We start from the raw sequence: 884 nt of genomic DNA, 5'->3' as shown, positions 1-884 counted from the left end.
CCCGGGAGAAGGTCGGCGGCTGGGGCCGCACGGTCACCACCCACCACCGGCCAGCGGGACCACGCTCGGCCGGTGGTGGGTGGTGACCGTGCGGCCCCAGCCGCCGACCTTCTCCCGGGAGTCGGCCATCAGCAGGCCGAGGAAGCCGAGCGCGCCGGCGCCGAACGCCAGCCAGCCGACGCCGTCCTCGCGGACCGCCGCGGGCACGCTGTACATGGCCAGCAGCGGCAGCCCGGCGGGCGCGGTGCGGTGCAGCCGGACGGCGAGCAGGTCGACCAGCACCGCGACCAGCCCGATCCCGGTCGCGGTCAGCATCGCGATGCCGGGCAGCAGCGGGACGGGGGCCGCGTACCGGTTCGCGGCCCGCCAGCCGTCCCCGGCGAGGTCGCCGAGGTGCCCGACCGACTCCGGCGACGGGACGAACACCAGCCACGCCCGGTCGGCGGCGTAGACGAGGTTGAGGTAGAGCAGCAGCGCCGCCAGCCCGAACACCGGGTTCAGCAGCGCGGGCAGCCGCAGCCGCCGGGCCAGCAGCCCGCCGCCGGCGACCGCGAGCACCGCGCCGAGCCCGGCCCAGAACCAGCCGGACTTCTCGTACAGCGGGTAGAGGCCGAGCGAGCCGGCGATCGTCGCCAGCCCGGCCATCACCGTCATCCGGATCCTCATGAACCGTCCCTGACGAAGTCCTCGCCGGCCTTCCCGGCCGTCGTCCACGCGCGGGCGAGATCGGCGGCGGACCGGACGGCCAGCACCCGCCACCCCGCCGCGCGCAGCACTCCCGCGGCCGGGAGGGCGACGGGCTGGTCGTCGCGGTGTTCGGCGCGCTGTCCGCCGAGGAGGCGCGCTCGGTCGCGGCGGCGCGCCGAACACCGCGACGACCAGCC

Annotated in this window: 2 protein-coding genes; both read right to left on the bottom strand. The window is 77.1% G+C overall.

Annotated elements, in window-relative coordinates:
• Positions 1-33: 33 nt before the first annotated feature.
• Positions 34-666 carry a DUF3488 domain-containing protein gene (locus HUX53_RS24960; RefSeq protein ID WP_176405656.1) on the bottom strand — a complete coding sequence of 211 codons (633 nt, stop codon included), beginning with the start codon at positions 664-666 and terminating at the stop codon, positions 34-36.
• On the bottom strand, positions 663-884 hold a 222-nt coding region (locus HUX53_RS24955; RefSeq protein WP_176405655.1), incomplete at its 5' end, for a hypothetical protein. The genes HUX53_RS24955 and HUX53_RS24960, both read right to left, overlap by 4 nt.

This window comes from Actinomadura sp. BRA 177, from assembly GCF_013372625.1.
Lineage (GTDB): Bacteria > Actinomycetota > Actinomycetes > Streptosporangiales > Streptosporangiaceae > Spirillospora.
Note: the sequence above shows the minus strand (reverse complement) of the source record. Positions and strands in the feature narration are given on the sequence as shown.

Bases quoted from the DNA above. Each gene is read 5' to 3' on its own strand.
- HUX53_RS24960 (WP_176405656.1), bottom strand. From the start codon at position 666: ATGAGGATCCGGATGACGGTGATGGCCGGGCTGGCGACGATCGCCGGC.